Annotated in this window: 19 protein-coding genes, 3 tRNA genes, 1 other RNA gene and 1 pseudogene; 2 read left to right on the top strand and 22 right to left on the bottom strand. The window is 40.1% G+C overall.

Annotated features, from left to right (window positions below; all coding sequences use genetic code 11):
- Nucleotides 1–17 precede the first annotated feature (17 nt).
- Nucleotides 18–641 (top strand): annotated as a pseudogene (locus G626_RS18390) (pseudouridine synthase); the annotation flags it as partial.
- Nucleotides 642–752: 111 nt separating this feature from the next.
- On the opposite strand, the gene G626_RS0110270 reads toward G626_RS18390, so the two are convergent.
- From G626_RS0110270 to G626_RS0110255, 4 genes are all read right to left on the bottom strand, one after another.
- Nucleotides 753–836, bottom strand: a tRNA-Leu gene (locus G626_RS0110270).
- Nucleotides 837–915: 79 nt separating this feature from the next.
- Nucleotides 916–1,332, bottom strand: coding sequence for a zinc ribbon domain-containing protein (locus G626_RS0110265; protein WP_022932698.1), 417 nt, complete (start codon nt 1,330–1,332; stop codon nt 916–918).
- Between the two features lie 2 nt (nt 1,333–1,334).
- The gene (locus G626_RS0110260; RefSeq protein ID WP_022932697.1) at nt 1,335–1,898 is read right to left on the bottom strand and encodes a hypothetical protein; all 564 of its coding nucleotides are present in this window, start codon (nt 1,896–1,898) and stop codon (nt 1,335–1,337) included.
- 15 nt (nt 1,899–1,913) lie between these two features.
- On the bottom strand, nt 1,914–2,897 hold the full coding sequence (locus G626_RS0110255; protein ID WP_022932696.1) for a hypothetical protein: 984 nt from the start codon (nt 2,895–2,897) through the stop codon (nt 1,914–1,916).
- Nucleotides 2,898–2,948: 51 nt separating this feature from the next.
- On the opposite strand from G626_RS0110255, the gene mfd reads away from it, so the two are divergent.
- The gene (gene mfd, locus G626_RS0110250) at nt 2,949–6,584 is read left to right on the top strand and encodes a transcription-repair coupling factor (protein ID WP_022932695.1); all 3,636 of its coding nucleotides are present in this window, start codon (nt 2,949–2,951) and stop codon (nt 6,582–6,584) included.
- Nucleotides 6,585–6,743: 159 nt separating this feature from the next.
- Here mfd and rodA read toward each other — a convergent pair whose 3' ends face one another.
- From rodA to G626_RS17545, 18 genes are all read right to left on the bottom strand, one after another.
- Nucleotides 6,744–8,057: a rod shape-determining protein RodA gene (gene rodA, locus G626_RS0110245; protein WP_022932694.1), complete on the bottom strand. Its 1,314-nt coding sequence runs from the start codon at nt 8,055–8,057 to the stop codon at nt 6,744–6,746.
- 11 nt (nt 8,058–8,068) lie between these two features.
- Nucleotides 8,069–9,952 (bottom strand): penicillin-binding protein 2, encoded by a 1,884-nt coding sequence (gene mrdA, locus G626_RS0110240; protein WP_022932693.1) that lies wholly within the window; start codon nt 9,950–9,952, stop codon nt 8,069–8,071.
- The gene (gene mreD, locus G626_RS0110235; protein ID WP_022932692.1) at nt 9,945–10,469 is read right to left on the bottom strand and encodes a rod shape-determining protein MreD; all 525 of its coding nucleotides are present in this window, start codon (nt 10,467–10,469) and stop codon (nt 9,945–9,947) included. The genes mrdA and mreD overlap by 8 nt, the downstream gene beginning before the upstream one ends.
- A 5-nt stretch (nt 10,470–10,474) precedes the next feature.
- Nucleotides 10,475–11,350 (bottom strand): rod shape-determining protein MreC, encoded by an 876-nt coding sequence (mreC, locus tag G626_RS0110230; RefSeq protein WP_022932691.1) that lies wholly within the window; start codon nt 11,348–11,350, stop codon nt 10,475–10,477.
- A 26-nt stretch (nt 11,351–11,376) separates the two neighbouring features.
- Nucleotides 11,377–12,414: a rod shape-determining protein gene (locus G626_RS0110225; protein WP_022932690.1), complete on the bottom strand. Its 1,038-nt coding sequence runs from the start codon at nt 12,412–12,414 to the stop codon at nt 11,377–11,379.
- Nucleotides 12,415–12,444: 30 nt separating this feature from the next.
- A complete protein-coding gene (locus G626_RS0110220; RefSeq protein WP_022932689.1) occupies nt 12,445–13,401 on the bottom strand; it encodes a tetratricopeptide repeat protein in 957 nt (318 codons plus the stop codon).
- A 35-nt stretch (nt 13,402–13,436) separates the two neighbouring features.
- An RNA gene (gene rnpB, locus G626_RS17590) (RNase P RNA component class A) lies at nt 13,437–13,866 on the bottom strand.
- Between the two features lie 31 nt (nt 13,867–13,897).
- Nucleotides 13,898–14,869, bottom strand: coding sequence for a zinc ribbon domain-containing protein (locus tag G626_RS0110215; protein ID WP_022932688.1), 972 nt, complete (start codon nt 14,867–14,869; stop codon nt 13,898–13,900).
- 47 nt (nt 14,870–14,916) lie between these two features.
- On the bottom strand, nt 14,917–16,776 hold the full coding sequence (gene rpoD / locus G626_RS0110210; protein WP_081647527.1) for an RNA polymerase sigma factor RpoD: 1,860 nt from the start codon (nt 16,774–16,776) through the stop codon (nt 14,917–14,919).
- 11 nt (nt 16,777–16,787) lie between these two features.
- On the bottom strand, nt 16,788–18,605 hold the full coding sequence (gene dnaG, locus G626_RS0110205; protein ID WP_022932686.1) for a DNA primase: 1,818 nt from the start codon (nt 18,603–18,605) through the stop codon (nt 16,788–16,790).
- A gap of 9 nt (nt 18,606–18,614) precedes the next feature.
- Entirely contained in the window at nt 18,615–19,682 is a 1,068-nt protein-coding gene (mltG, locus tag G626_RS0110200; RefSeq protein ID WP_022932685.1) for an endolytic transglycosylase MltG, read from the bottom strand.
- Nucleotides 19,679–19,870, bottom strand: a complete 192-nt coding sequence (locus tag G626_RS0110195; RefSeq protein WP_022932684.1) for a hypothetical protein — start codon at nt 19,868–19,870, stop codon at nt 19,679–19,681. The genes mltG and G626_RS0110195 overlap by 4 nt, the downstream gene beginning before the upstream one ends.
- Nucleotides 19,867–20,799, bottom strand: coding sequence for an MBL fold metallo-hydrolase (locus tag G626_RS0110190; protein WP_027727110.1), 933 nt, complete (start codon nt 20,797–20,799; stop codon nt 19,867–19,869). Before G626_RS0110190 ends, G626_RS0110195 begins: the two co-directional genes overlap by 4 nt.
- A gap of 220 nt (nt 20,800–21,019) precedes the next feature.
- A tRNA-Tyr gene (locus G626_RS0110185) sits at nt 21,020–21,101 on the bottom strand.
- Between the two features lie 6 nt (nt 21,102–21,107).
- Nucleotides 21,108–21,180, bottom strand: a tRNA-Thr gene (locus G626_RS0110180).
- A 71-nt stretch (nt 21,181–21,251) separates the two neighbouring features.
- Nucleotides 21,252–22,823 carry a glycogen synthase gene (locus G626_RS16230; RefSeq protein WP_081647526.1) on the bottom strand — a complete coding sequence of 524 codons (1,572 nt, stop codon included), beginning with the start codon at nt 22,821–22,823 and terminating at the stop codon, nt 21,252–21,254.
- A 9-nt stretch (nt 22,824–22,832) separates the two neighbouring features.
- Nucleotides 22,833–23,252, bottom strand: a complete 420-nt coding sequence (aroH, locus tag G626_RS16225; RefSeq protein ID WP_022932681.1) for a chorismate mutase — start codon at nt 23,250–23,252, stop codon at nt 22,833–22,835.
- Nucleotides 23,253–23,969, bottom strand: coding sequence for a hypothetical protein (locus G626_RS17545; RefSeq protein ID WP_022932680.1), 717 nt, complete (start codon nt 23,967–23,969; stop codon nt 23,253–23,255).
- Nucleotides 23,970–23,976: the final 7 nt, after the last annotated feature.

Raw genomic sequence — 23,976 nt, 5'->3', positions numbered from 1 at the left:
GCGAGGAGCGAAGCGACGTGGCAATCAATATTGAAATTATAAAAGAGCCTACAGCAGCAAAACCCTTTCTCGTCATTTACAAGCCTAAGGAACTTGCATCTGCTCCTCTTACTACAGACGATAAAGATAATGCACTTTATCAAGCCATGGAAGCTTTTCCAGAACTTAGAAAGGTAAAGGGAAAAAAAGAAATTGAATACGGCTTATTACACCGTCTGGACACAGCTACAGATGGTCTTATGGTTATTGCTGCCACACAGGAAGCTTATGACTTTTTATGTAATGAACAGAGAGAAGGGCGCTTTATAAAAACTTATACTGCCCGGTGTGATCTTATTCCAGACAATGCAAAGCAGCTTGGAGGCTTTCCACCGCTTCCCTCAGAAGCTCAAGGCACGCCGTCATTGCGAGGCACACAAGCGACGAAGCAATCCATCACTCTAAGCTCCTTCTTTCGTCCTTACGGCGAAGGCAGAAAGGAAGTACGCCCGGTAACAGAAGAATCCGGAAAAGCCGCCCTTAATAAGATTGGTAAACAAAAGCTTTATACAACAGAAATTACAATTCTAAGTGAAGATAAAAGTTCCGCTACAGCAAAAGTTGAATGCCGCATTACAGAAGGTTACCGTCATCAGGTACGCTGTCATTTAGCCTGGGCTGGTCTTCCTGTTAGAGGAGACTTACTATATAATTCTCAGGACATAAAAAAAGCAGAAAACCTTATGTTCTCTGCTACAAAAATTTCTTTTGAGTACCCGAGAGGAGACTTGAACTCCTATGACCGTAAGGACACTTGGACCTGAACCAAGCGCGTCTACCAATTCCGCCACCCGGGCAAATGATTAATTAATAATAATGAAATAAGGGTTCTTAGTCAAGATAACCACACGGATTGGAAAGGTCTTGTGGAATCCTTTATAGACAACTATAAAGCCCAATCACTAAAACAACTAAAATTACAATCGAAACAAGATAAACCCACCATGGTAAACTTGATTCTACATATCCGCCCTTTACTGATGCAGATTTATTCCTTCCTAATCCAAGCAGTTTTCTGCTGCCATATCTGCCATTTCTACCACGACCAGCTGCAGCTCCCATAAATCCGCCTGAAGAACCATGACCAAAACCGTCATCAGGATTTACCGCGTAACCGCAGGTTGGACAGCCGTTTTTAAAATCATCGTTACTTCCGATTCTTCCACATTGAGGACAGCGTACAGAGGCAAAAAATTTTCCACAAGTCGGACATGTTTTTGAGTTTCTTGGTACTTCCGAACCGCAGCTTTCACAGAAAAATTTTGCTTCTTTTGATTTAGATTTTTTTTTCATAACTATTCAATCTGCAGACATGTAATTCCATCAGAAACATTTTCTACAGAAGCAGAAAATGATTTTGAATTATTACCATCATAAATGCTTACATATTTTAAATAACTAACGTTAGTTATTTCTTCATTAAGCTCAATTAATTTCTTTTCTTCAAAATATTTACCTGAAGAAAAATGGATTAAGCCTAAAGCTTCATTATAAATGACTTCAACACTGGTATATTCAGGTTCAGCTGCTTTTTTATTCTGCTCATAATATTCAGTAAACTGATGTACACCAAGTCCAAGGGCTTTTTTATTTTCTTCATCAGAAAGAGGGATAGTTTCATAAAGGTAAACCCCGACATTATTTCCACCGATACCGCTTTGCACAAAACCAGCCAGAGTTTTCCAGTGTCTTGGATATTCGACGGCACTAAGCACAATTACATCAGGCTGAATCTCTTCAATATTGTCCAGGGCTTTGATAATCCATTTATAATGAATAATATCAAAACCAAGTTCTTTCAGGCGTGGAGTAACAAAATCAACAATTTCTGATCTTTCTGAAATAACAAGTGCTTTCATTTAAGTGGCCGCCTGTTACTCAGTTCCAAGATTAACTACAGTATAATCGTAAATCTTCCAGATTCCTTCGCGCTGCCATACCTTGTATGTATAGCGTTTCTTTTCACTGAAGTTAGGATATTTAAACCATTCAATTACAGTAACGCTTCCTTCTGTTGGAGAATAAGTTGTTTTTTCAATCTGGAAGCTTTCCGGAACTGCAACAATATCATTTTCAATTCTTGCCTGCATCAAATCGCCCTTGAAAGACTGAATCATTCTTGTACGTTCTTCTGCAGAAACAGTAATATATTTTTTCTTAAGAGAAGGATTTCTCTGAATCAAAGATTCAACATCCATGTAGAGGAAGTACTGATCCCAGAGAGATTTCTGTCTTGCAATGATTGTCTGTTCAACAACCTTATCAGGAGAGATATCCTGTGGCTTCAAAAGTTCAACTGATTCATTTTTAACAGGAACGAAGTTAGAAGAAGCTGCAGATGGAGAAGGGCGAACTTCGAGTGTAAGTCTGTTTGATTTCAAAGTAAGATATTTTGATTTATAAAGTTCAGGGTAAAAGAAAAGTTCAAGATAATAAACAGAAGGTTCTTCAATCTTAAGGAAGTCCTTTACATTTTCAACAAAGGAATATTCTTCTCCCTGTTCAAGAGCAAGCTCTCTGAAATATACAGTCTGATTTGTAGTTCGCTTTTCAATTATATTTGCAGTCTGTTCAAGACGACTATTTTTTACAGTATAAGCATTAAAGTCCATACTGAAGGAACGATCATCTGCCAGCTTAAAACGTAATGTTTCTGCACCATTATTCTTGATTGTAATATGAACAAAAACAGGTGATTCATCTGCACTTCCCGGATAATAAACAGACCTGTTATAATATTTAATTGCCACAGAAGCATTAGAGTAATCAGGTACAGAAGACTGATCCTCAGCAAAGATTGCCATCTGTCCAAAAACAAAAAGAACTGATATAATTGAAAGCAGTTTACGAATTTTCAACGTATTCTCCTATTAATAATCTTTTACTATATATAATAATCGGAATAATAAATGAAATCATTAACTTCTATAGACGAAATATTACATAAACAAAGCAAAATCCGCGATACAAGCGCTGCTTTTTTCGACGAAAATTCAAAATTTCCGCTTAATATCGAAGGCCTTCACGGTTCACTTTTCAGCTATCTTACAGCAGAAATTTGCCGTTCTAATCATTTAAAAACCGTTCAGGCAATGCAGTATTCCAATTCAAGCAAGAGTACTCCTGCATATAAATACTTTTCTTCAGATCTCATTATTGTTGTTCCAACCGAAGCCGATGCCCGTGACATAGAAGAAGACCTGGCCGCCATTTTTGAAGAAGCAGAAGTTCATGTTTTCCCGGACTGGGGAACAGTTCCTTACCGTCCTGCAGCCCGAGGCTCAGTAACCTTTGGTAAAAGGGCAGGTGTTCTTTCTAAGTTGATTTCTAAAAAGGAAACAATAACCTTTAATTCAACTCCGCGTATTTTCATTTTCACCCAGCGGGCCTTTATGTCTCCGCTGCCAGCTCCAGATTATCTTAAAAGCAATTCTTTTAAGCTCAACAAAGGAGATAAACTGGATACTACCGGCATTGCTCAAAAGCTCAGTAATATGGGCTATACCCGGGTTCCAAAGGTAAATGTCCGCGGAGAATTCAGCCTTCGTGGTGAAGTACTGGATATCTTTTTACCATGCGATGAACATGCCAGCCGTGTTATTTTTGATTTTGATGAAATTGAATCCTTCAAGGAATTTGAAACTGATACTCAGACAACCATAGGCACAAAGCAGGACCTTCTGATTTATCCTACAAAAGAAGTACTTTGGACTGATGAATTGATTGAAAAAGCCCGAGTCCGCATGGCTGAATACCAGGAAACTGCGATTAAAGAGGATGGGGCAGGCACTGCAGAAAATGCCACAAACACCTTAAACGCCGCAATCTCCGACTTTTCCGTACACCTGCCACTTACAGAAACCGCTCAAAAATACCTTGATAATCTCCTTACAGGCCTTTCTGTAAGCAAAGAAGCCGAGGGAGAAGAGTTTTTATATCAGCTGATTTACGATAAAACCTATACTTTACTGGATTATATTGACGAAAACACCTTTGTTCTTTTTTACAATTACGACAAACAGGAAAACGCCAGACTTACAATAAACCGTGAGTATAACAAGCTTTACCGAACCTCAAGAGAAGAATATCCGGTTTTACCACCTGATATGGTGCTTTCTGATTATGAAAAACTGCTAGAAAACATCTCAAGATGTATACTTTTTAGAACACTTAACAAAGAAGATGGGGATAATTCTGTCTACCATTATCAGATAGGAGCTGAACCGGCTCGTTCTTTCTTCGGAAACATCAACTTTATGAAGGAGGAGCTGACTCAGCTTCAGAATGCCGGCTGGAATATCTTTATTTTCACTGATAATGAAAACCAGCAGCTCCGTATTCACGAGATTTTTAAGGATTTTACTGATATTGCAGATGATGGCTCAGTTCATCCGGTAATTCTGATTCCAAAGGCCATTTCTGCCGGCTTCAGACTGCCGGATGCAAAGCTTTTAGTTATTCAGGAAAACGAGATTTTTGGCCGCCGCCAGTATGTTGCAAAGTCTGTAAACAAGGCAAAATCTAAGGCTATAGACACCTTTGTAGAGCTTAATCCGGGTGATTATGTTGTTCACGTAAACTGGGGAATAGGGCTCTTTCACGGAATTGAACGTGTAAAGGCAATGGGAAACGAGCGCGATTATATCAAGCTTGAATATGCAGATAACGAAATTGCCTTTGTACCAATTGAACAGGTAAACCTTGTTCAGCGTTATATTGGAAACGAGGGTGACAAGCCCCGCCTGGACCGCATTGGAAGTAAGTCCTGGGAAAGCCGAAAGAACAAGGTAAAGCAGGCCGTAGAAGATATTGCCCAGAAGCTCATCGATTTGTATTCAAGACGTCAGGCTTCTGTGGGCTTTGCTTTCCCAAAAGAAACTGAATGGCAGGCTGCTTTTGAGGCCGCTTTCCCTTACGAAGATACTCCGGATCAGATTACAGTAACCGAAGAAATAAAAGCTGATATGGAAAAGCCGGTTCCGATGGACCGCCTGATTTGCGGCGACGTTGGTTATGGAAAGACAGAGATTGCCATGCGAGCAGCCTTTAAGGCTGTTATGGGTGGAAAACAGGTTGCCTTTCTGGCACCAACTACAATCTTAGCTGAACAGCATTATGAAACCTGCAAGGGCCGTTTTAAAAACTTCCCGGTAAAAATAGAAAGACTTTCTCGCTTTGTAGCACCTGCTGAGCAGAAAAAGATTCTGGCCAGGGTTGCAAGCGGTGATGTTGATATTCTCGTTGGAACTCACAGAATCATTCAGAAGGATGTAAGCTTCAAAAAGCTTGGGCTTATGATTATTGATGAAGAGCAGCGTTTTGGTGTAAAGGACAAGGAAAAACTCAAGGTGATGAAAAACAACATCGACTGTCTTACTATGTCTGCAACGCCGATTCCAAGAACACTTCATATGAGCCTCCTGAAAATCCGTGATATGAGCCTTTTAACAACGCCACCGCAGAACCGCCAGGCTATTGAAACTGTAGTTGATGAGTTTACAGACGAGCGTGTTGCCCAGGCAATAAGGCGGGAAATAGAGCGGGGCGGCCAGGTTTTCTATCTGCATAACAGGGTAGAGTCTCTTCAGGAAATTCAGCGCAAGATTGAAACTCTGGTACCTGAAGTTTTAGTTGATGTAGCACATGGTCAGATGACATCTACCCAGCTGGAAGAGATTTTCCACCGTTTTAAGATGGGCGGCTTCCACGTTCTGATTGCGACGACTATCATTGAAAATGGAATTGATATTCCAAACGTAAATACAATCATTATTGACCGAGCCGACATGTACGGCGTCTCACAGCTTTACCAGCTGCGTGGCCGCGTTGGACGAAGCGACCGTCAGGCTTACGCATATCTTTTGTATCCGGAGAATAAGGCACTTTCTGAAGTTGCCATGAAGCGTCTGCAGGTAATCAGCGACTTTACAGAGCTTGGTTCGGGCTTTAAGATTGCCATGAAGGATATGGAAATCCGAGGGGCTGGAAACCTGCTTGGCCGGGACCAGAGTGGTGATGTTTACTCAGTCGGCTTTGATATGTACGTAAGGCTTTTGAACGATGCTGTAAACAGACTAGCATTGCAGAAGGACTACAAGGAAGAATCCGAAGTTCTTATGGAAATGGAATACACAGGCTTTATTCCGGATACCTATATCATCAATCCTCAGATTAAGATGGAAATCTACAAAAAGATTGCAGCCGTTACAGACGATGCAGAATTCGATGCAGTTCTTGCAGAGCTTGCCGACCGCTTTGGACCGATTCCGGAAGAAGTTTCAAGCTTACTGGCTCTTGCCGAAATCCGTATTATCTGTCGTAAACTCTCAATAAAATCTATCAAGGAAAGACAGGGAGAAGTTGCGGTTGAGTTTAATCAGGTATCAAATATCTCAATTGATAAAATCCTTAAACTCATTAAAGACAACCCTGGAACTGTACGGCTCAATGCAAAGCTTCCTAATTACATCTATATCAAACTTGGAAAAATCGGCTTAAAAGAAAAGTCAGAGTTCATACGCGAAAAACTCAGCCAGCTGGCATAGAGATGCTGAAACAAGTTCAGCATGACAGAGACGTCAGCACGGGTCACAATTATTGGTCATCCCGAACTTGTTTCGGGATTTATATTTCTGCTTTTGCAACTTACTATAATGTATATTCTGTCTACCATTAACTATCTTTTTAATATATGATTTCTATCCCTACTTCAATTCTGCTTTACGGTAATTAACATTCATTACAAGGCCTATACACATCATTGCAGTAAGCAGTGATGAACCGCCGTAAGACAGGAACTGCAAAGGAATACCTGTAATAGGCATTATACCCATAACCATTCCAACATTAATAAAGAAATGAAATGAGAACATTCCGAATATTCCTGCACAGATATATGAACCATATCTGTTTACGCATTTACGGATTATATAAAGAATCTTAAGAAGAATAATTAAATACAGAGAGAATACAAGTATACCACCCAGGAAACCGAATTCCTCAGATAAGATACTGAAGATAAAGTCTGTACTCTGCTGAGGCAAAAAGCGGTAATGACTCTGGGTTCCCATCAGATAACCTTGTCCGATAAGACCGCCGGCACCAATTGCAACCTTAGACTGAATGATATTCCATCCGGCTCCCAGAGGGTCTTTATTTGGATTCATAAAGATAATGAGACGTTTAATCTGATAATCTTTAAGTACCTTACCAAGTATAAGTGAAAAAATTAAAGCAAGCCCGATAATTGATGTAAAATAGATAATCCAGTGGATATAGCGTGGGCCATGCAGATATCGGCGGATTACCCAGCCCAGAAGAGTAATAATTAAAAAGGCAAAAATCAAAATCATGCGGAGACGCATATTGGTTAAAATGGAAATTACGGCAAGGGGAGTCACAGCAATTTCTGCATTCCATACCGGAAGAATGGCAAAGAAAATTGTAAAGACACCAAAGAGGAATACATAACCAATATAGCGAATTGGTACACCTGCAATAAAACACATGATAAAGTAAATAGGAAGGTATACAGAAGCAGTTCCCAGGTCCGGTTGTAAAAGAATTAGTCCCATTGGAAGCAGCAATACTCCGGTTGCAAGGAAGAAGCGGCGAAGCTGATCTCCATTTGCAGTATTATCAAGTATTCTTGCAAGATAAAGAATATAAAAAACTTTTCCAAACTCCGAAGGCTGAATACCGAACTCACCTATTCCGATCCAGCTTTTTGCACCGTTTACATAACGTCCGAAAATACGTGTGTAAACTAAAAGCAGAAGCAGACCTATGAATCCATAAATTGAAAGAGATTCTGTTCGTCTGTAATCATAAATTGTAATTGCAATCATGATTACAAAACCTATTGAAGCCCAGATTATCTGTTTTATATATTCATTTGTAACACGAACACCTTCTGAGTTGATGCTTGAAGAATAAATAAACATTACTCCAAGAGAAACCAGAGTGAGTACAACAAGAATCAGAAGATAATCGAACATTGAAAAGAATTTATTCTTCATACTCCCCTCTCCTATTCCTGCCTTCCGCGGTTCTGTGTAAGATATGAGAAACCGAGAGCCTTTGTTGCTTCTTCACAGGTCTGGTTTGCAAATATTCCCTGAATAATAATATTGGTACAGTAAGGAGCCCACCATTCCCATTTATTGCAGGCTTCTACGATTGTTGCGACGCAGACACGGTCTTCCGGTGGTGCATCATAAGGAGCATAAGCAACAAGCCAGGAGTGCCAGCTCTGTTCATCTTTTCTGTTAGGATTACTGTAAGGCTCAACTTCGGCAGTACCAGTTTTACAGGCAATCTGTACAATCTTATTATGCATCGGATACTGAGGTGTACCGTCTGTAACTGTATAACGCATTGCTTCCTGAATCTGTTTCCATACATCTTTATCGATTGTAGATTCTGTAAGCACCTGTGGTTTTACTGAATCAATAACTTCTCCTGTAACAGGATCCCTTACTTCTTTTAAGATATGAGGTTTATAAATTACTCCTTCATTAGAAACCATGGCAACCATATTAGCAAGCTGCAGAGGAGTTGCTTCCATATAGCCCTGACCGATAGAACATGACATTGTATCTCCACCAAGCCACTTTTCATGATACTTCTTTTCCTTCCATTCTGCAGTTGGTACAAGACCAGCAACCTGGCTTGGAAGGTCTATTTGTGCGCTCTTACCAAAGCCAAACTCACGGGCATAAGATGCAATTTTTTCAATACCAAGAGAATCACGTCCTACAGTCCAGTAATAAACGTCGCAGGATTGAGCCATAGCATTTTTAAGGTCAAGCCAGCCGTGTCCAGGTTCATGAACGTGACAATGGAAGCGGCGGCCACCATAAATCATTACACCCTTACACTCAATTTTTTTGCTTGCCGGGAAGGCATTTTCCTGAAGCATGGCAGCAGACATAATGATTTTGAAAGTCGATGCCGGAGGATAAGAAACCTGTACCGCACGATTCAAAAGAGGTTTTGATTTATCATTTACAAGTTTTGAATATTCAATTCCTGCATCATCTGAACTGAAAATATTTGAATCAAAATAAGGGTAAGAAACCATTGCAAGTACTTCGCCGGTAGCAGGCTTTAAAACTACAGAAGCGCCTACTCTATTTCCCAATGCTTCTTCTACCAGCTTCTGGATATCAGAATCAATTGTAAGAACAAGACTCTTTCCCATCTCAGGAGGCTCAACAATCGGAGTATCTGAAATGATTCGGCCGTGTACATCAACTGTAGACATTTCTCGACCTTCTTTACCCTGAAGCAGAGAATCGTACTGTTTTTCAATTCCGGTTTTACCGACAATACTTGTTTTTTTATATCCCTGATTATAAAGAACCGTCATTTCGTCCTGGTTAATATCACCTACATAACCTACGATATGCGACATTGAACCAGTATGCTGATAGTTTCTTATTGGCTTTGAAACCCAGGAAACACCAGGGAGATCTATTTTATTTTCCGCAATATTTGAAATTACGGTAAAAGGCACGTTTGATTTTATCTGAACGGTTGAATAAGAACGGCGCATATTCTTAGGAATCTTTCTGTCTATTTCTGTTTTACTGATTCCCAGATACTGGGCAAGCTTAAGCATAACAGTATCATAACGGTCTTTCGGAATTTCACCAGGCGTAACGTCTACCGCAAAAGAGTCTGTATTAATTACAATTGGCAGAAGGGCATTCCGGTCAAAAATTTCACCACGCTGAGCAGAAATGACAGTAATCTGACTTGAAATACGCTGTGACTGTGAACGGTAGTGCTCTCCCTGAACAATCTGCATTGAAAAGAGACGATAGGCATAAAAGATGAAAAAAAGAACAAGCACTATGAGGAGAATGAAGATTTTTGCACCTTTGGTCAGCCTGTCTTCTGAATTAATCATTATCTATGCTATCCTTTACTGAGCGTACAGCAAGAGATTTTCTGAAGAAGCTCAAAAACTTGAAAACAAATGGAGCAAGTAAAACATTCTCTATGAATTCAAAAAGAAAATCATAAGAAATTATACCTGCAATATAAATATGTACATTCGGGAAGAGCAGGCCCAGAAGTTCTACCATAAGAGTTTTTGCAATAGTTCCGATTCCGACACAAAGCATAGGAAGAATAAAGCCGGAAATAATTACGTTTTTTGCAAAAATTCCTGCAACGTATCCTATAATAGTTCTGAAAAGGCAATTAAAACCAAAAGGAATACCTGTTATAAAATCGAGAAGGATTCCAGAAATAAAACCTGTTGTTTCACCAACAATTTTTCCATTGAGGAGAGAAAAATAAATTGAACAGATTAAAACTAAATCAGGAACAATATAAATTACACTGATATTGGAAAGTATGGAAGATTCCAGAATTACAGCACACAAAAGAATAAAAGTACTTACAAGAATTGATTTTGCCATTTCCCCTACTCCTTGTCTGCCTTTCGGTCGTTCAGTTCTTTCTGATTTACAACAACAACATTTTCGAGTCTTGCAAAGTCAATAATCGGTATAAGCTCTATATTGAGGGAAGAGTTATAATCAAGTGTTGTAATTTTTGAAATTGAGCCGATTGCTATATCACGCATGTAATTATCATTTTCTCCGGAGGTAACAACTATATCTCCGTAACTGAGTTCGTCTACAACAGACTTTCGGATGTACTGCATTAAAAGCGGCTGATCCTGACTTCCTAAGCCGTTTACAAGACCTAAATCACGGGAATTCTGTATACGGGCAGAAACCATGTTATTAATGTTATAAATCGGCATAATCTGGCTGGTAAAGGTTCCTACCTGAACTACCTTACCAACAAGTCCCTGATTACCATTCTGGAAAGCAATAACCGGCATGTTTTTTCTGATTCCGTTTACACTTCCCTTGTTGATTGTAAGATAGGTAAAGGCGTTATCGAGATCTCTGGCAATGATCTGGGCAGGAATATTTTTTTCATCAAGTGAAATTGCAAAATCAAGCTGCTCTTTAAGACGGGCATTTTCCTTTCTGATATCAGCATTTGAGCGCTGCATTTCCTCGTAATTTTCCAGTTTAATTACAAGATCATTGTAGTCTTTTTTAAGTTTTCGAAGTTCACCGACTGCATTAAAGGTATCTGCAATTCCATCTACAATAAAATGAACACCCTTATCCAGCGATGAAAATAGAGAAAAACCAATCTGCTTAAAATTTACAACAAAGCCACCTGTATGAAATGCCAGAGATATACCTCCGGCAAGAAGATAAATAACGAGAAGGAATTCTGCAAATTTTATTCTGAAAGAAAAATTAGGCTTTCTTCGCATATGCACCCACCCGGAGAAAGCTTTATTTAGTCGTTCAGACTGTCGTAAATTGTTCTTTCTGAGTACATATCCTTAAAGAGACCAAAGGCCTTTCCGGCTCCAAGAGCAACACACTCAAGAGGCTTTTCTACGAGGATAACAGGAACACCTGTTTCCTTTGAAACAAGCTTTGGAAGCTCACGAAGCATAGAACCACCACCGGTCATTACAATACCACGTTCAATGATGTCTGAAGCAAGCTCCGGAGGAGTTTCTGAAAGTACAGATTTTATTTCTTCAACGATTTTTGTTACAGGCTCTTTGAGGGCTTCACGTACCTCTACGCTGTCAATTTCAAGGCGGCGAGGAAGACCTGTGATGGCGTCAGTTCCCTTAAGCTCCATCTTTTCGATTGTCTTTTCCGGAGCGGCATTACCAATCTGAATCTTAAGACGTTCAGCAGCCGGCTGACCGATAATCAGGTTATGAACAGACTTTACGTGCTTTACAATTGCTTCATCGAACTTGTCGCCACCAACGCGGATTGAGTGAGTTACAACCATACCGCCGAGGGAAATTACAGAAATTTCAGCAGTACCACCACCAATATCGCAGATCATATGTCCGGCAGGTTCGAAAATAGGAATGTCGGCACCAATAGCAGCGGCGCGGCTTTCCTCAATAACTTCAACTTCCTTTGCACCGGCCTTCATTGCCGCTTCAATAACTGCGCGGCGCTCTACATCAGTTACACAGGAAGGAATACCAATCTTCATTCTTACTGATTTAAAAATCTGATGGCGTGGAATGATTTTTGAGATGAAGTATTTAATCATCTTTTCAGTAGAATCAATATCAGCAATAACACCGTCAGCAAGAGGACGGATAGCCATAATGTTTCCAGGAGTTTTGTCGAGCATTCTTTTAGCTTCGGCACCTACAGCAACAATTCTTTTTGTTCCCTTTTCAACAGCGATTACAGAAGGCTCGTCGATTACGATTCCCTTGTCGCGTACATAAATTAAGGTATTACAAGTTCCTAAATCAATACCAATATCTGTTGAAAAACTATCAAAAAAACCCATCTATTTCCTCCCGGATCTCTTTTTTACAAATTAATTTTCTGACATTTTCTGCAGGGCTCCAGGGTGATTAACCTGAATCTTAAGTGCCTTACGCCACTCAGAACGAGCCTTCACTATATTACCCTGCTTCTCATATATTACACCAATTCCATAATGTGCGTCAGCAGAATTTTCGTTTTTTTTCAAAACATTATCAAATTCTTCCAGCGCAGCATCATAATCTTCTTTATCAATATAGATATTTCCAAGAAGATTTTCACTTTTTAATACTATATCTTCATTATCGCTGTTTTTTATGATTCTGAATAGATATTGTTCAGAAGCATTCAATTCATTTGCTTTATAATATTGTTCAGCAATTGCAAGCAGTAATGAATCTGACTCTCTAACCAGCAAAGCTTCTGTAAAAGCAGCAATGCTTTCCATTGTCATTCCCAGGGAAGCATAACTAAGACCAAGATACTCTGCTATATCATCTGCTTTGTAACCATTTTCTTTTGCAAGAAGAAGATACTTTATAGCCAGATCTGCGTAGTAATGTGTTGTAATTGTATTTTTAGAAAAGTATGCCCGGCCAAGCATATATTGAAGCTGAGGGACAAGAGATTTATCAGCCTCATAAAGAGCTACACGAATATTATTTATGCATTCATCAAGATAAGATTGAGCCTGCTGGGTATCTGTCTGTGCCTGTGCAAGAAAAAAACAGGCGTAACTGTAATATGTTAGGGCTGTATTATTATAGGTATTGTCCTGAAGAAAAACTTTACAAAGCTCATAAACCTTCTGATAGTCGTAAACTGCCCAGGCTTCTTTTATTGTTTTGATTGAAATTCTTCCAGACTGATATTTTCTGATTCCGAAATATGTGGAGAATGCAGCAGCAGATACTAATACAAGCACAACTGCAAGACGTATCAGATTACGCAGCAGATGGCTCTTCTTTTTTGCGAAACTGCTGTTTTCAATATTGTAATTAGTCTTCAATTCCCCACCACTTTTACAATACTTTATAAAAAAAAACAGATGGAACAGTAAGCCGGGTTCTGCTCACCACTTTCCTGTAAAAACAGAAAAGCAGGCATAACCATCTATCCGCACTGAATGTTGCCATTCAGCTCCAGCGATTTACCCGCAGTATTGCCCGGAAAACATAACTGCTGCTTAATCTTGCTCCGAATGAGGTTTACAAGCCAGCCCTGTTACCAGAACTGCGGTAGTCTCTTACACTGCCTTTTCACCCTTACCTGATCGTACAATAAAGCAAAATCAGGCGGTACATTTTCTGTTGCACTCTCTGTCACTCACTGGGCTTTGCAGAACTACAATAAGTAAGAACTGCAGCTGCCAGTTTGTGCCCGGTTATTACCCGGCATTCTTTCCGGTGGAGCCCGGACTTTCGCTCACAGCCGTCCGCTATCATCAGCAGGCGGCCGCACGGTTATATTCCATCTGAAATTATAAACAAATTAAAGAAGACAGATTACTCTTCGTCCTCGTCTTCGTCAGAGTCATCATCAGAATCTTCATCTTCGTCTTCAGAATCTTCTGACTCTTCGTCAAATTCTTCTTCATCATCGAATTCTGATCTTTCCTCTTTTTCTTCGTCGTCACCGTATTCTGAATCTTCGTCTTCGAATTCATCGTCGAGACCAGCAAGACTTCCGGCAGCACCAATGTCAAAGTAATCTTCTGCCTGATCTTCGCTTACTTCTTCGTAGTAAAGAATGCGGCTGCAGTATGGACAGAAGTTGATGTCTTCACCTTCGCGAACTTCATTAGCAAAGTTTGCAGGAAGAATCATGTGACAACCTGAACAAACTCCGTTTCTTACAGATACAATACCTTCAGAATTGCGCTGAATGATTCTCTGGAACTTGAAAAGAATTTCCTGAGCCTTAAGCTCTGCATTCTCTTCACCAGCATAAATCATATTGATATTTTTTGTTACTTTATCTTCTTCAACTTTAAGTTTTGCAAGCTTGTTGTCATAAGAAGAAAGCTCTTTATTGAGTGATTCGCGGCTAGAGTTAAGCTCGCTTTCCTGAAATTTAATAAGCTCTTCTGAATTCTTAAGACGCTCGTTGAGTTCTGCAAGGTCTTTTTCTTCGTGCTGAAGATCTTTACGAACCTGCTCTTCAAGAGTTTTTGCTTCTGTAATCTGTTTTTCGAGAGCTTCGTACTCGCGGTGAGTTGTTGAATTTGCAACTCCCTTTTCACCTTCTTCGCGAGACTTTACTGCCTCTTCAAGCTGAGCCTTAAGCTGTGTTACCTTTTCCTGAGTTGCATCGTAGTTAGACTTCTGCTCAATGAATTCTTTCTGAGTTTTAGCAAGCAGATCTTCCTGATTGCTGAGCTGTTTTGGAGCATCGCTCTTTTTTCCTTCCAGCTCGTATTTCTGTACGAGAATCTCCTGCAAAGATTTAAGATTCTCAAAAACTTCTGTTGTTACCATTATGGTTCCTCAATAAAAAATATCTAGTTATATTATAACAATTTTTGTTAAGTTTCAATATAATCACGCAGACCATTAGCACGGCGTGGGTGACGTAGACGACGCAAAGCCTTTGCTTCAATCTGACGGATACGTTCACGAGTTACGTCAAAGTAAAGACCAACCTCTTCGAGGGTAAGTGAATAACCGTCTTCCAGGCCAAAGCGCATCTTAAGCACCTCCTGCTCACGTGGTGGCAGAGTGTTCAAAACTGTGCGCAGCTGCTCCTGAAGTAAAGTAAAGGCAGTCTGTGTTGCTGGATTCTCCACTTCCTTATCTTCAATGAAGTCTCCAAGGATTGAATCTTCTTCCTCACCGATTGGAGTTTCAAGAGAAATAGGCTCGCGGGCAACATTCTTAACCTGCTTTACACGGGCTAATGGCCAGCCAAGCTGCTGTGCAATCTCGTCATCGGTTGGTTCACGGCCAAGCTTCTGCATAAGCTGACGGCTTTCGCGTACAACCTTGTTAATCTGCTCAATCATATGAACAGGAACGCGGATTGTACGAGCCTGATCAGAGATAGAACGTGTGATTGCCTGACGAATCCACCAGGTAGCATATGTAGAGAACTTAAAGCCCTTGCGGTATTCAAACTTTTCTACAGCCTTAATAAGACCGATGTTTCCTTCCTGAACAAGGTCAAAGAAGTGAAGACCACGGTTTGTATATTTTTTAGCAATAGAAACTACAAGACGAAGGTTTGCGTTGATAAGGCGGTTCTTTGCCTTTTCCATCATCAGGCGGCCGTACTCAATGTCTTTAGCCATTTTTAGAATCTGCTCAACGTCGTTTTCGAACTCGTATTCCAGGCGGTGAAGCTTACGTTCGATTTTCTGAATCTGAGTGTAAATCTCGCGGATTTCATCAGCACTCATATTGAGTTCCTGCTCAAGCTTTGCAGCCTGTGAGCGGATTGAAATCTTACGACCAAGACTTCGAAGCTCTGAAGGGTTAGAAATTCTAAGCTCCTTCATCTTCTTTTCCTGCTTCTGATGATATTCTTCAATCTTAATTGTAGCTTCACGATATTTCTGAGTGAACTTTTCAAGCTCTTCTGTCTGAATATCTACTTTCTGAAGTTCAGGTATGATTTTTTTGCGGAGTTCAACAAGCTGAGGGTTATCAAAAATTGCAGAGGACTGATCTGCTTCAAAAAGCTGCTTTTTGAGAGCCATGTACTGCTTCATTTCAGGAAGAACAGGCTTAATATGTTCGCCGTAGAAGCTCTTGAGGCGGCGCTTGTCTGCCATTTCCTCGTTGATTTCCTTACGGGTTTTTCCAGGCTCATGAATATCAATTCTTGTAAAGGCTTTCTGTGCAATTGCAAAGAACTCTGGAATCATAATTCCTGAGTTTTTGATTACATCTTTTATAATATTGTTGCCCTGCTCCATTGTCTTAGAAAGCTCAACTTCCTGCTCTGCAGTAAGAAGGTTTTCTTTACCAATTTCACGGAGATAAAGGCGGATAGGATCGTCTACACTTGAGTCCTTGTCGGAATTTACGAGACGGTTTTTAGATGCTGCAAGCTTTTTCTCTGCCTGTTCAATTTCGGCAGTTTCGTCGTCGCCGCCAACTTCATCATCCTCATCATCGAGCATGATTCCGTCGTCTTCATCATCGTCTACCAGTTCATCTTCCGGAACATCGTCTGTTCCAATGATGTCTGTTTCGACAGGCTCACGGTTTATGTCTTTTAACTGTTTAAGGACCGGCTCCATTAATTCATCTGAATTAACAAATTCCTGTCCAAGATATTCAATTACATCATCCCATGTAATGAACCGTTTTGATTTTGCAAACTCAACCAGTTTAGCTATTGCAGGGTTGCTCATTACAAGAGCTTCACTGCTTTTTTCGTCCATAGAAGTATTCACTACTTTTTCCCTAAGCTTTGCACTTGCTTATCAAGTTCCAGTTTTTCGGCCAGAAGCGCATTTAATTGATTCTGATCTTCTTGAGTAACTACAGTATATTCTCGGATTCTTTGTAATAATTTATTTCGCTGGGCATCAAGTTTATTTCTTTTAATTAAATTTACCGTGTCCTGAACTATGACACTTACTTTTTCACTCTGATAGACTCCAGACGAAATTGATCCAGTAATCAGCTGAACCAGCTTTTCATCATCACAACGACCAAGGATATCCCTTATAGTAAAGATTTTCTCAACAAAGCATTCTTCCAGTACCTTGTACAACTTTCTGGCTGCCGGATTTGTAAAATCTTGTTCGGTGAGCTTAGTGCGAAGAACCTCGAATTGGTTCAAGTCGGCGGTAACAGCAATTAACCCTCTCAATTCAGCATCGAGCTTAACTTGTGTTCCTTCTTCTGTTTGATTATTATTTTGCCGGATATTCGCGCGTTCGCGGGCCTGACTACGATTATTAAAATCCCTTTTTACAGCCTCCGGTTTGAGATTAAATGCCTGACATAACTGTTCGAGGCATGATTCTTTTTGAATATCAGACTGAAGCGAGTCTACATACTGAAAATATTCCAGAGCAGCCTTTGTTTTACCCTCAGGAGTGTCCACAGGGTATTTTTCACCTAGTCTAAATATCAAATAATCACTATCTAATATAGCATTTTTAACCTGTGCCGTCAAGTTTTCAGCACCGAATTTAAGCATAATTTCTGCAGGGTCTTTTCCACCCTTCAATCTGATGATTTTTACAGTAAGATCGTGCTCGCGGCAAAGCTTTATAGCCTTCCAGGTAGCATTCTCACCTGCACCATCCGAATCAAAGGAAAGATATACAGTTCCACCCGCAACAAAACCCGAAATCATTTTAATATGCTCTTCGGTAAGGGCTGTTCCAAGGGTTGCAACAGCGTAATCAAGCCCGCATTGATGATAGGCAATTACATCCATATTTCCTTCGCAGAAAATTATAGACTTTTTTTCGCGGATAGAGTTCTTTGCAAAGCTGAAGCCAAATAAAGTTTCACGCTTTTTAAACTGAGGAAGATCACCCGAGTTCAAATACTTTCTCTGAGACTCATCTGCCGGAGGAATTACACGGCCGCCAAAGGCAACCACCTGCCCCCTGCGGTTAAAAATCGGGAACATGAGGCGGTCTGAGAAAAATGAAAAATCAGGATATTTCTGGCTGAAAAGACCGGACTTTGCTAAAAATTCTTTACTGAAGTTCTTGCCTAAAAGAAATTTATGAAGCCATTTACGGTCCGCAGGTGCATAGCCCAGACGAAATTTCTCCAGAGTTTCCTTTGTCAGGCCTCGTTTTGTAACATATTCAAGAGCCTTCTGCCCCTGTGGAGTTTCCATGAGAAAATAATGAAACATTGAAGCTGTTCTTTCATAAAGCTCTATATACTGTTCTGCTTCGTTATTTTTCTGGCGGTTTGGGTCCGGCTTATATCCATCCTGATATTTTATTGGAATACCTGCTTTTTTTGCCAGAGCTTCAAGTGTATCCGGATAGGAAAGCTTTTCCATTTCCATTATAAAATTGACTACATTTCCGCCTTTGTGACAGCCAAAGCAATGGTAAAACTTTTTATCTGCGTCTACATGAAAGGAAGCTGTTTTTTCTCCATGAAAAGGACAACAACCCCACCAGTCATTTGCTCCACGACGTTCAAGCTTGGTATATTCGCCTATAGTAGCAACGATATCAGTTGTATTGAGGATTGCGTCTATTGTTTCATTAGAAATAAATCCGCCAGCCACACTCTTCTCCTACTTCCCGGATTTTTTTGTATAAAGACTGTGGCTTTCAATATGTTCTTCAAAATTTGTAGTAAAGACATGACGGCCGGCTGCAGGATCTACAACCTGGAAGAAATAATAATTTGTTTTAGGAGTATCAGCAGAAGCACGAAGTGCAACTAAGCCTGGATTAGAAATTGGTCCCGGAGGAAGACCTGCCCATTTATAGGTATTATAGGGATTATCAATTTTTGTATCTTCGATAAGGATTCTGTCCGGATGAGGACGACCTTCAATTTCTGTGAGGATATATTCTACAGTAGCACAGGAATAAAGCCCGATATTGCGGCGAAGACGATTTTTGAAAACACTTGCAATAAGCGGGGCTTCATCTTCTACACGGTATTCACGTTCAACGATTGAAGCAAGAGTTACTGTCTGAAAAAGGTCTGCACTATTCATTTGCGCCAGAGCCGGTATCTCTTTAATTTTTGCAAAAAAGTTATCAACCATAAGCTGGGCTACAGTCTGGGCCTCCATACCGGCAGTAAGGAAATAAGTATCCGGAAAAAGAAAACCTTCTGCACTTTCGCCCGAAATATTATTTTTTGCAGCAAAGTCAGGGCTTTTACAAACCTTTATAAAATCAGCTGCATTACAGATACGGTTTTCTTCGAGTTCTGCAGCAATCTTTGAAATTGTAAGGCCTTCCGGTAAAGAAACCTTTATATATTCCTGCTGGCCGGAAGAAAGCAGCTCTTGAATTTCTGCTATATTCATAGCAGGACTCACATAATAAATTCCGCTTCTTAAAACAAAGGCAGACTGGCCTGCTTCCTTTCCATAAAGAAAGCCTTTAAGCTGAGGATAACGGGCCGCATAATAAAATATCTTTTCATTTCGGATAAGCTGATTTTCTGCAAGAAGGCTTGCCGCCCCATTTACAGACATTCCGCTTGGAATTTCAATTCTTACTTTTGTACCATCATCTTCTGCAGAAACCGGGGAAGCCATATTTTTTACAAGGCAAAATGCAGCAAGGGCTCCACCTGCTATCAAAAGTAAAAAAATCAAAAGAATAATCAGTATTTTTTTCATGAGTAAAATCTTTTAACCTCTTCCAGTGAAAGACAATTGTAGATGGAATCTTCGAGTGTTTTATAAAAAATTTCAAGCCCTTCTGGAAGCTCTTCCTGTTTACTACGCAGATATTTTGCGAGAAGAAAAAGTTCCTTTTTGGAAAAGTTATATTCCAAAATGCTTATATCTTCATTATCAACTATCATAAAATAATCTCTTGTGATTCCTTTGCCAGATAAATCTCAATATCAGAATGATTTATATACTGGGCATACCATCTTGCTGCCTCAAGAATTGAGTTAAGCTTTTTGTCATCATAAACTGGCTCGTGATGGAAAAGATATACCTTTTTAATATTCCAGTAAACAGCAAAATCAATTGCATAACAGAAAGAAGAATGTCCCCAGTTTTCTTTACGGTAAACTTCTTCAACAGTATATTGAGAATCAATTACCAGAATATCAGCATTCCGGAAAACACCTTCGCCGGCAAAGTCTCCGATATAATCTGTTGTTTTTAATTCTACATCTGTGGCGTAAACAAACTTTTTTCCTTCATATTCAAAAGAAAAGGCATATGAATCGCCGGGGTGCCGCATTTTATGTGAATTGATTTTCATGTCATCAAGCATAAATTCTTCATCTTCATAAATGCGGTTGAAGTTTATATTTTTGGCAATTGTTTTTCCTACAGAAGGAGGACTATAAGGCTCTGCTACCTGATCCCAGAAATATTTTTCTGCATCATCATAATGTGAATAAACCTCGAAACGGCAGTTAGGATTATAGGCATGATCAAAAAATGGAAAGCCCTGAATATGATCCCAGTGAAAATGTGAAAAGAAAAGATAATACTTATCCGGACAGGCACGAGCTTTTCCCAAGGCCCGAATTCCTGTTCCTGCATCAAGAATTACATGTGTATTATTATTTACGAGTTCAACGCAGGCTGTATTACCACCTGCAGTACCAAAAATCCATGAAGGGAGTGATGAAACAAACTTTGCTCTGGTTTCCGCATTGAGTAAATCTTCCGGCTTAGCACGCTGAATTGCTGCCATGATTTTTGACTGAACCTGCTGCGGTGATATTGGTGTAGGAACAGATCCCCTTACACCCCAGAAATGGATATTCACTTTTCCCCCTCTTACCATTTTGTAAATATTATTTAATTTTACTCCATAAAGGGATTTTTTGTCAAAGATTATAGGGGGAATTTAAAAAAATAATTGTCATTCCCTGGCTTGACCAGGGAATCTAGACATTACGGTGTTTTCTGGATCCCCGGGTCAAGCCCGAGGATGACAGTTATAGTTAAATAAAAAAGTCCTCCACTTGGAGAACTCAATAAGAAACTGGGGAGTAGAGGACTCGAACCTCTGGAGACGTTAGTCGAGGGATTTACAGTCCCTTGCAATTGCCGCTATGCGAACTCCCCATTTAAAGCTGCTTGTAGGATTTGGACCCACGACCCCGAGATTACAAATCACGTGCTCTACCAGCTGAGCTAAAGCAGCATATTTAGGTGTTCAACGTTGTGCGTCGAACGTGAGTCTTATATTATAGATTTATGACATTTTAGTCAATATCATTCCTTACTATTTTTTAAAATTTCTTTAAAAAATGGAAGATATTTTTTCTGGATTACAGTCTTCCAAAGGTATTCATGGTGAACGCTGTAAGCACCACTCTTTACCATACGTGCAATCTGGCTTGGGCGCAGGGTTTTGAGCATTATGATTTCTGAAAGTTTTGCAATAAGCACTCCTGCAGTATTACTGTCATAAAGGAAGCCTGTACGTCCATCATCAATTTTATTGAGACCGCCGGTTCTGTGAGCGATTGGAACTGTACCGTAAACCTGGGCAATAAAGTCTTCGAGTCCGCATGGTTCAAAATAGCTTGGAAGAACAATAAAGTCTGCTACAGCAGTTGCAAGACGAACAACTGTCTGATTATAGCCGTTCATAAAACAAACCCGTCCAGGATACTTTTCGCAGAGGCGGACAATATCAATTTCAAGTCGAGGTTCACCCTGCCCTGCAAAAATAAAACGGGCATCCGGGTAGTTTTCGAGGATTGCAGGAACTGCGGCTGTAAGAACAGCGAGCCCCTTCTGAGTTGTTATGCGGCCATGGTAAGCAAAAAATATTTCTTTTGTATACTCACTTGAGCATTCAAGCTTGCCGTATTTTTTGATTCCTTCTGCCTTAAAGTTATCTGTATTTACAATATTCTGAATAAAGAACTTGCGGCACTTGAGTTTTCCTTCAAGGTCATTTTTTTCAGGCTCAAACTCAAATGGCAGTTTTGAAGCGTCTTTTGAGGTCGGATTATAACGGTCAAAATCAAAGCCGTTTGTAATTCCCTTTATTTCTATATGGCGGGCTGCAAAAATCGGGGCAAGACCTTCTGTTGCTTCTGCATTTGCAGGATCTGTAAGTTCGCGGGCATAATCTTCTGAAACTGTTGTAAGGTATGCGCCGGAATTAGCAGCAATCAGGAATGGCTCTACGGCTCTACCATTCATAGATTTTTCCAGAACAGGAGTTGAAAGCCCTGTATACCATGCAGCCTCACCAATACTTGTAAAGCTGTGGTGATAGAAAGGTCCCGCATTATGGATTGTAACTACAGAGTTAGTTTTCTTGAAGTTTTTAGAGTTTGCAATAAAGGCCGGCAGCATTGCAGTTGATGCATCCTGACAGTGAAGGATTTCCGGAATATCAGAACGTGGAATTAATGAACCATAAGCGCAGACTGCCTTCTGGAAAAGTACATCAAGGAAAAGTCCATCCAGATGACCGCAGCCTTTTTTATGATTAGGATTCTGTTTTTCTTCGTTTTCTGTGTAAGTATAAACGGCTTCTTTTTCTGCAAAAAGCGGATGATTTATAAGCACAACATCAAAATTTGAAGTGCTTTTTGCGGTTGTATAGGTGATTTTTTCTTTTCTGCCGCAAAGCTCTACTTCTGCAGCAGTTTCTACTGTATTGAATTCAAAAAGTGAATCCAGACAGGTACATTTATACACCGGAATAAAAAGAGTGACTTTGTGTTTTAAGTCTGAAAATTCCTTACAAAGGGAAAAAGATACATTCTTGACACCGCCGGCTTCTGCAATTCCGGCACATTCCATGCTGACAATCCAAATCTTCATAATTAAATATTATCCCCCGAAAAAGCGGTTAAGTCTAGTTTTTTTAGATTTGAGAAAAACGTCCGGCCTTAATTTTTCTGCACCGTTCAGGTAGACATTGTGACGCTGAGTGCCGGCATCAACATAAGCAGTAAGCAGGGCGCGCACCACAAGAGGCATTCCGCCCTCAATTTTTGCTTCCTGGGAGCAGAAAAGTGGCACTGCACTTACATCCAGCCCCGGATTTCCCTTGCGCAGGGCCGTTGCCGGATTTAATACTGTAATATCATCTGTAATTGTAAACTGAAGGGAAACTATATCTTCGGCTTTAATATTGTTGCGCGAAAAAAGTTCGCGGCACATAAGGCATACATTTTCTGTAATACTTTCTGCAGTATTTTCTACACAAACTGCACCTCGGAAGGCTGCAAGTCTATTATTCTGGCTCATTTATAATACCTCCGGCATTTCTGCCTCTTCCTGTTCTGCCTGGAGTGCTTCACTTCCATACTTGTAAGAAGGATTCAACTCATCCGGCTGCATATTTGAAATCTTTTTATACATATTGTAATCAGGTAGTTTTGAAGATGTAATTGCAAAAACAGAAACATCAATCTCTGGAAAATCTTTATAAATCTGAATGCCGCGGAGGATTTCTTCGCGTTTCAGGGATTCTGGTCTGAAAGAAGAATTTCCCTCTGCCCGGCTTAAAATATAATTTGCGGCTTTTTGTGCAAGAGTAGCTGCAGCCCCCTCAAGATATTCTGTAAGGTCTTTATCATCAGTTACCTTATTCTGTTGCATAAGTTCTACTACAGCTTCGGGAGAAAGGGTAAGCAAAATATCAAAAGTAAAGGAATAATCAAAAAGCCCCTGGGCTCCATAAATTGAAGCATAGGCTTCGCCGGAAGGAAGTGTGCCATTCACAGTTTTCTGCAGGCTTACCGGCTTAATCTGAAAGATTTTAAGGGTAGCATTTGTAGGAAGGAGAAACTGCCAGTGCCAGGCAAACACTCCGTTTAAAACAGGCTTGCTGTCTACTCCGCTGGTTTTAGAAACTACGACACCCATTGTGTCAGGCTTAACGCGAAACTGAGTCCAGCCTATATAAAAAACAGCACCTGTAAATACAGCGAGAATGAAAAGGCATGCTAGAAATTTCTTCATATTCCGT

It is taken from the genome of Treponema bryantii NK4A124 (assembly GCF_000421345.1).
In the GTDB taxonomy this organism is placed as follows: domain Bacteria; phylum Spirochaetota; class Spirochaetia; order Treponematales; family Treponemataceae; genus Treponema_D; species Treponema_D bryantii_B.
The sequence above is the reverse complement of the archived record's forward strand: the minus strand, read 5'-3'. Positions and strand labels throughout refer to the sequence as shown.